The sequence below is a fragment of the Sphingomonas yantingensis genome (assembly GCF_014199325.1).
Taxonomy (GTDB): domain Bacteria; phylum Pseudomonadota; class Alphaproteobacteria; order Sphingomonadales; family Sphingomonadaceae; genus Sphingomonas; species Sphingomonas yantingensis.
In genome coordinates this window covers 557,422-564,500 of sequence record NZ_JACIJJ010000003.1, presented here as the reverse complement: position 1 = coordinate 564,500, position 7,079 = coordinate 557,422, and the positions used below count along the sequence as shown (strand labels likewise).

The following is a 7,079-nucleotide window of genomic DNA, read 5'->3' as shown; positions in this document are numbered from 1 at the left end:
GCAGCCCTATCACCTCGGCGCGGGGTGGAGCAGCCCGGTAGCTCGTCAGGCTCATAACCTGAAGGTCACAGGTTCAAATCCTGTCCCCGCAACCACCGCCATAGAACAGCCCCTCTCGCTACCGCGAGAGGGGCTGTTCGCGTTCGTGGCAAACGCCACCAGGTCTTCGATCTTAGCCACAACCTCGGCCTCCGCAGAACCGTCCTCGGCCGGATAGATTGTGACGCTCTCGATCAGGCGGGAGAGGATCTCCGCAGCCTCGCCGCGGACCGCCTCCTCGTTCAGCGTCTCAGTCAGACGGGCGGCCCGAGCCGCGAATAGATCCGACAGTTCCGCTGCGTGTGGGATGGTTCGTTGCTCGACCCGCGGCTCAAGCAAGAGCGCCGCCTCTAGTCGCCTGCCTGAAGCGGGTATTTACGAGAACATACAAGGGCATGCTGGAGAAATACGGGGACAGCGAAAAGATCCAGCTGACCCTCATGTGCTGAACATAGCTGTAGGCTGTCGGGTTAACATACCGCGAGCCTCCCGGCCTGCTGAATGGACGACTGCAGCCGGCGCATGGGGTTCTGCTAAGGTCATGTGAGTAGATAGGCTGAGTCCCAGCAACCCCGGCATATCGCAATTGAATTCACCCCTCCCCATCTGATCAGCATAGGAGGCGCAAATGGCGAGTATCAAGGGCAGGAACGACGGTCCGAACGGTCGCAACGAACATTATGACGTGGGAAATCGGAAGAACGTCCCACGGCGCAACGTCGTCGCGGAGATTAAGCGCGGAGAGCACCCAGGTAAGCACGTGATCCAAGTAAACGGGCGGGAGTATGCTCGCGACAACCCGGACGGCTCCAAAAAAGACAACGTAAACCGGGATTAGCATCCCGGTACGAGTTCTCCGTTTGCGCTCGTAAGTAACATGAACGAGTGTCCGGTCCTAGGTTGCCCACAGGATGCTTCGAATGTCCGCAATTGGATCAAGATCGCTCATTTAAACCACCTTAGTCCCTAACCACGCCGTGGATCGTCAGCGCATCGAGCAGCACCTGCACCCGTCGCGGCAACGTGTCCGATCGCCCGACATAGATGGCGTGGAACGCCTCGCGGGGAGGGGGGGTGTCCAGCGGCGGCAGACGCACCAGCCTGCCGCTTGCGAGGTCGTCGCGGATCGTGAACGCCGCGAGCCTTGCCGGGGCCACGCCCGCCAGCGCCAAGTGGCGGATGCCCTCGCCATCGTTCACCCGCACGCGACTGTCTGCGCCGCCCGTGGGGCTGAGCCACGCGCCGGCCGCGCGGGGGTAGGAAAAGCCGAGCCGGTCGTTGCGGGCGAGATCGGCCGGTGTCTCAGGCACACCATGGCGCTCGATCCAGTCGGGGGAGGCGACGACGATCAGCGATGTCTCGCCCAGCGACCGGGCGATCAGCCCCGAACTCTCCAGCGGTCCTGCCCTGATGGCGAGATCGGCGCGGTCGGCCACTAAGTCGCTGATCGCGTCGCTCTGGACGATGTCGAGGTCGATGTCGGGATAGTCCGCGAGGAACCGGGGCAGCAGTGGCGCGAGGACATGCGTCACATAGGAGGCGCTGCTAGCGATGCGGACGCGCCCGGCGGGTAGTCGCGCGCCACCTGCCTCGCGCTCCGCGGCATCGATCTCGGCGAGGATGCCGGCCGCGCGGGCGTGAAAGGCCTCGCCCTCGGACGTCAGCGCCAGCCGCCGGGTCGAACGGCGCAGCAGCCGCGTTCCGAGCCGCGCCTCTAGCCGCGAGATTAGCTTGCTGACCGCCGACGGGCTGAGGCTCAGGGCTCGCGCCGCGCCGGAAAAGTCGCCCGCCTCCACCACTCGCACGAAGACCGCCATCTCGGCCGCACGGTTCGGCTCCTTTGCCATGGTTGTTCCCTTGGTTCACAGATGATGTTCCCTGCGTGGGTCTAATTCATCAGTGCCGGGGATGCCACACTGTCCGGCATGACACATTCCCGCCCTCCGCTCGCGCTTCTGGCGCTCACGGCCGGTGCCTTCGGCATCGGCGTCACCGAATTCGTCATCATGGGGTTGCTGCTCGATGTCGGAGCCGACCTGCGCGTCTCGACAAGCGCCGCCGGGCTCCTGATCTCGGGCTATGCGCTCGGCGTCGTCGTCGGTGCGCCGCTCCTTACGGTCGCGACCGCGCGCTGGCCGCGCAAGCAGGTGCTGCTGGCGCTGATGGCGATCTTCGTCCTCGGCAACGCGGCCTGCGCGCTCGCCCCCAGCTACGGCCTGTTGATGGCGGCGCGCGTGATCGCGGCGCTGGCGCATGGCACGTTCTTTGGCGTCGGCTCCGTCGTCGCAACGCGGCTGGTCCCACCCGAGCGCAAGGCGTCGGCGATCGCAATCATGTTCACCGGCCTGACCGTCGCCAACATTCTGGGCGTGCCGATGGGCACGTGGCTCGGCCAGCAGGCTGGCTGGCGCGCGACCTTCTGGGCGGTGGCAGCGATTGGCATCGTCGCGTTCGCCGTGATCGCACTGGCAGTGCCAAGGGATCGCGAGGCGCCGGAGGCAACCGACTGGCGCCGCGATCTGCGCGTTCTCGGCCGGCGTCCGGTGCTGCTCGGCCTTGCTACCACCGTGCTCGGCTATGCGAGCGTCTTCGCGGTGTTCACCTATATCGCGCCGTTGCTGATGGAGCGGAGCGGCTTTGCCGCCGCGGCGATCTCGCCGATCCTGCTGCTGTTCGGCGGCGGGCTGGTCCTAGGCAACCTGGTTGGCGGCAGGATGGCCGATCGGGCGCTGGTGCCGACGGTGTTCGCGAGCCTTGCCGGACTGCTCGTGGTGCTGGTGCTGATGGCGCCCCTCCTCGGCAGCAAGGCGGGTGCGCTGGTCGCGGTCGCGGCGCTGGGCTTTGCTGCCTTCGCGACGGTCGCGCCCTTGCAGATGTGGGTGATGTCGAACGCCAGTGGTGCGGGTGAAAGCCTCGCCTCGAGCGTCAATATCGCGGCCTTCAATCTTGGCAATGCGATCGGCGCCTGGGTGGGCGGCATCGCCCTGTCGGCATTCGGCCTAGGTGCGATTACCTGGGCCGCCGCGCTCTTTCCGCTCGCCGCGATCGGTATCGCCCTGCTCACCGCGCGCGGTCGCATATCGGCGGTGCCGACCTAAGGGCGCTGCCCGTCACCTCTGCCGGGGCCGCGCTGGCAACGGCAGAGGATCAAAATCGAAGGGAAGCAATCATGGCATCGCGCGGGCGAGCCGCCGCCTGTCCGGCCATGCGACGACCAATCCGGAGCCGGGCTTTACGCCGATGGTCGACGGCGAGGTGCTGATGAACCGCCCGGCTAGCGGGCCTGCGACGCCCGTCGCCATCGCCATCGCCAGCGACGCCATCGCGCTAAGCCCCGATGGCAGCAAGCTTTATTATCGGCCGCTCTCGGGCCGCACCCTGCATGCCGTGCCCACGGCGAACGCGCCTTTTCCCGTTTCACCATCGTTTTCGGGACTGCTGACGACCGTTTGACGCGCGCTGATGCTGACCGCGCGACCCCCCGCGTCGATCATGAATGAACGTCTGAAAGCGGGAGACGACGAGGATGGCGCGAATGACCGATTATGGGTCGAACCTGCCTATCGGTAGCTTTGCTAGCCCACAGTTGCCGAACATGTGAGATAAGCGGGCATGATAATGGCCTCCTCCATTCCCGCTCGTCGGACCGGAGCATCCCGCTGTTGAACGCCGAGGATGACAAAGCGAGCGCCCCTTCAGGCGCTCTGACACGCTTTCGAAGCGGCAGTTCGAAGAGTTTCTTGCTTACCAGGGGAGTGTCCCCATCAGAGCGTGCGTGAACCCGCCGGTGGGCCCATCAGCCTCGGTCAACGCCAGCCTGATGGCCTCTTCAGCGCCTTGCGCCGGTGTATCGGTGCCGGAAAATCCTGTAAGCCTGGTCCTCGTGTGACCGGGGGAAACCGCGTTCACCTTGATGCCAAAGGGCTCGAGTTCGATGGCCATCGCCACCGTCAATGCGTTCAGTGCAGTCTTCGACCCCGAATAGGCGGCGTCGAAAAACTGCCTTACCGGTTGGCTCTTGTCTGATGCCAAGGTGAGCGAGCCCATACCGCTGGAGACATTCACGATCCGCGAACCCGGGGTGTCTTTCAGGATCGGTACCATGGCCTGATAGACGGCAAGAACGCCGAAGACGTTGGTGTCCCAGACCTCGCGCATCTCGGCGAGCGAAACGACGCTTGGACGATGGGCAGCGGCGAGAGCCTCTCCGTTGGCGAACGACCTACCTGCCGCGGCCGCAATGGCAGCGTTCTGAACGAGAACGTCGAGCCGACCGAAATCCGCCCGAATATGGTTCGCGGAAGCGGCAATCGATTCCGGGTCGGTCACGTCGAGGTGCAGCCCGCGCGCTTGCTCGCCCAGCAAGGCCGCCGCCTCCGTTGCCCGCTCGGCGCTGCGCGCACCGATCAAGACGGCGTATCCTGCGGCCACCAGGCCTTTCGCGATCTCGAAACCGATCCCTCGGTTCGCGCCCGTGACGAGGGCGACAGGGGCATTCCGCATGGCAATTCTCCAAATGTATGATCGGGCTGTCGCTGATCGCGACGACAGTTCGGTTTTGACGGTCAGTCAGGATCGAGCGCGCGATCCGCGCGGCGAAAGGCGGCGACCGTGGCGGCGCACGCCAAGGGTACCAGCATCAGGCCGTAGGCGAGACCGTTCGCCGCTCCCATGCCGGCCGCCGCGTCACTGGCGGCGCCGACCAGAAGCGGGCCAAGCGTCGGCCCGATCAGCCCCGACGCGATCATCGCCAGGCTAGAGGCGATCGCCTCCCTGCCGGGGCCGGCGATCCGATGCGCGGCACCAAAGGCGAAGGGCAGCGTGAAGGCGAAGGCGAACATCGCCGGCATCATCAGGACCAACGCCAACCATGGCTGTCCCACGACCAGCGCGCCGGCCAGCGCGAGGCCGGCCACGACAAACGCGAGCATCGGAGCCCGGAACAGCGATGAGCCTGGCGTTCGAGCCACGCGGTCGAAGCGCCTTCCCCCGAGCACCGTCCCGACCGCGCCGAGGACGCCTTGCGACAATCCGAACACCAGCCCCGCCTGCGCCGTGCTGAAATCGTGGGCCCGGATCAGGAACGGCGCTGCGAAGGCGTAGAATGGCGGCGCCGCGAAGCCGATGCAGACAGCAAGCACAAGCAGAGCGCGAAAAGGGGGATCGGCAACCAGACCCGCGCTTTCGCGGCGGAACGAGGCGGCTTCCACAGGACGCGGGATGGGCGGCGTCGCCCCGGTCGCGAAATAGGTCGCGATGCCGATCAATATGCCGGCACCGCCAGCCGCGGTGAGCGCCGTGCGCCAGCCGGAGGTCTCGGCGATCCACCCGCCAAGCCCGAAGCCCAACATCGTTCCCACGGGGATGCCCATCGAGAAGATGCCGATCGCGAACCCGCGCCGTTCGGGGCCGATCCGCCGGGCGATGATCGCATGACTGGACGGTACCGCGCCCGCTTCGCCGATTGCCACGCCGAGACGCGTCGCCGCCAGTGTCACAAATCCGGTCGCCGCCCCGCCAAGGGCCGTCATCGCGCTCCAGACCAGCATACAGCCAACCAGGACGATCCGCGGAGAACCGCGATCGGACAGCCGCGCCATCGGCAGTGAAAGCAGTACGTAGCAGAAGGCGAAAGCAAGGCCGGTCAGAAGCCCGATCAGGGTATCGCTGAGCCCCAGTTCCGCCTTGATCGCTTCGGCAAGGATGAACGGGAGAATCCGATCGATCTGTGCAAAGGCACTGACCAGGAACAGAACCACGAGCAATCCTGCCGCCCTCCGGCCCGCGAGGGGCGATGGCGAACCAGCCTCGGTCATGTCGCGCCGCGATCGGGAGCGCCCCCGTGATCCGGCATCGCCGTTGGACACGGGCGACGCATCAGCCCGGTCGCGTCATCGTGGCGGTTCGTATCGGATCGCGAAACCCCATGCGGCGCATCCGCTCGCACAGACAGGCTTTGCACGCGCTGGGACGCCAGCAGCATGAACGCAGTGGTGATCATCGACATCGATCGTGCTCCCCGGTCGTTTCAGGCGGCCGCAGACTGCGGTCGTGCCGGATCGTGCGCGAAGGAGGTTCGGGACAGGCGCTCGGAAGCATCCCAAAGCCGGGCGGCCGCCGCTTCGTCGAGCGCCTGCGGGGGCACCTTTGCCAGCGTCGGATGGCCGCGCAATTCGCCAAGTCCGTCGGGACCGTAATAGGCACCCGGCTGCGCATCCGGCGCGGTCGCCGCGAACAGGCTGGGGAGCGCGCCCTGCGCCGCCGGCTGGAACAGGAACGGCATCAGTGACCGTACCCGTCCCTCGAGGCTGCGCGGGCCAGCGCCGTTGTGGATCAGATCGGTTCGCGAAATGCCGGGATGCGCGGCGATACTGGAAATGCCCCAGCCCGATGCGTCGCTGCGCCGTTGCAGCTCGAATGCGAACATCAGACAGGCCAGCTTCGACTGCGCATAGGCACGCGCCGCCTGGTACGCCTTTGCAAATTGCAGGTCGTCGAACCCGATGGTGCCCCGGGGCGCCGCGACGCTCGATAACGAGACGACGCGCGATCCCGTCGTCGTTGCCAGGAGGGGCAGCAATTGCGCCGTCAGCGCGAAATGCCCGAGATAATTGGTCGCGAACTGAAGCTCGAAGCCGTCCGTCGTCAGGTGGCGGATCGGCGGCACCATCACGGCGGCGTTGTTGACGAGAATGTCGAGCCGACCGAGGCGGGCGCGCAGGTTCGCAGCACCCTCAGCGACCGACTCTAGGTCGGCGAGGTCCAGTTGCTCGAAGCCGACTTTCGCGCCGGCGACCGCCCTGAGGATGCGGTCCACCGCCGCTGCCCCCTTCATCGGGTTGCGGCCCGCGACGATCGTCGTCGCCCCCGCCGCCGCAAGCGCGACCGACGTTTCGAGCCCGATCCCGCCCGTGCCGGTGACGACCGCCACGCGGCCGGAAAGGTCGGGGATATCGGCTGTGGTCCAGCGCGCCATGCTCGTTCTCCATCATCGAAGCGCCTTTCGGCTGATGCGACGAAGCTACGGGCGGCGGGCTGGA

8 protein-coding genes and 1 tRNA gene are annotated in these 7,079 nt (G+C 66.3%); 4 read left to right on the top strand and 5 right to left on the bottom strand.

Translation table 11 applies throughout. From position 1 onward, the window contains the following. Positions 1-18 precede the first annotated feature (18 nt). Positions 19-95 (top strand) — tRNA-Met (locus FHR19_RS12635). Between the two features lie 572 nt (positions 96-667). Next, complete coding sequence (locus tag FHR19_RS12630) at positions 668-877, top strand: DUF3892 domain-containing protein (protein WP_184028897.1); 210 nt, start codon at positions 668-670, stop codon at positions 875-877. Positions 878-998: 121 nt separating this feature from the next. Here the strand turns inward: FHR19_RS12630 and FHR19_RS12625 are convergent, their stop codons facing one another. Next, on the bottom strand, positions 999-1,886 hold the full coding sequence (locus tag FHR19_RS12625; RefSeq protein ID WP_184028895.1) for a LysR substrate-binding domain-containing protein: 888 nt from the start codon (positions 1,884-1,886) through the stop codon (positions 999-1,001). A 78-nt stretch (positions 1,887-1,964) separates the two neighbouring features. On the opposite strand from FHR19_RS12625, the gene FHR19_RS12620 reads away from it, so the two are divergent. Both FHR19_RS12620 and FHR19_RS12615 read left to right on the top strand, forming a co-directional pair. Continuing rightward, positions 1,965-3,137, top strand: a complete 1,173-nt coding sequence (locus FHR19_RS12620; RefSeq protein WP_184028893.1) for an MFS transporter — start codon at positions 1,965-1,967, stop codon at positions 3,135-3,137. A gap of 142 nt (positions 3,138-3,279) precedes the next feature. Then, entirely contained in the window at positions 3,280-3,492 is a 213-nt protein-coding gene (locus FHR19_RS12615; RefSeq protein WP_246359485.1) for a hypothetical protein, read from the top strand. A 291-nt stretch (positions 3,493-3,783) separates the two neighbouring features. Here FHR19_RS12615 and FHR19_RS12610 read toward each other — a convergent pair whose 3' ends face one another. The 4 genes from FHR19_RS12610 to FHR19_RS12595 form a co-directional block, all read right to left on the bottom strand. Continuing rightward, positions 3,784-4,542, bottom strand: coding sequence for an SDR family NAD(P)-dependent oxidoreductase (locus tag FHR19_RS12610; RefSeq protein ID WP_184028891.1), 759 nt, complete (start codon positions 4,540-4,542; stop codon positions 3,784-3,786). Positions 4,543-4,604: 62 nt separating this feature from the next. After that, positions 4,605-5,798, bottom strand: coding sequence for an MFS transporter (locus FHR19_RS12605; RefSeq protein WP_221228506.1), 1,194 nt, complete (start codon positions 5,796-5,798; stop codon positions 4,605-4,607). 53 nt (positions 5,799-5,851) lie between these two features. Continuing rightward, a complete protein-coding gene (locus FHR19_RS12600; protein WP_184028887.1) occupies positions 5,852-6,046 on the bottom strand; it encodes a hypothetical protein in 195 nt (64 codons plus the stop codon). Between the two features lie 21 nt (positions 6,047-6,067). Next, positions 6,068-7,015 carry an oxidoreductase gene (locus tag FHR19_RS12595; RefSeq protein WP_184028885.1) on the bottom strand — a complete coding sequence of 316 codons (948 nt, stop codon included), beginning with the start codon at positions 7,013-7,015 and terminating at the stop codon, positions 6,068-6,070. Between the last annotated feature and the right edge of the window lie 64 nt (positions 7,016-7,079).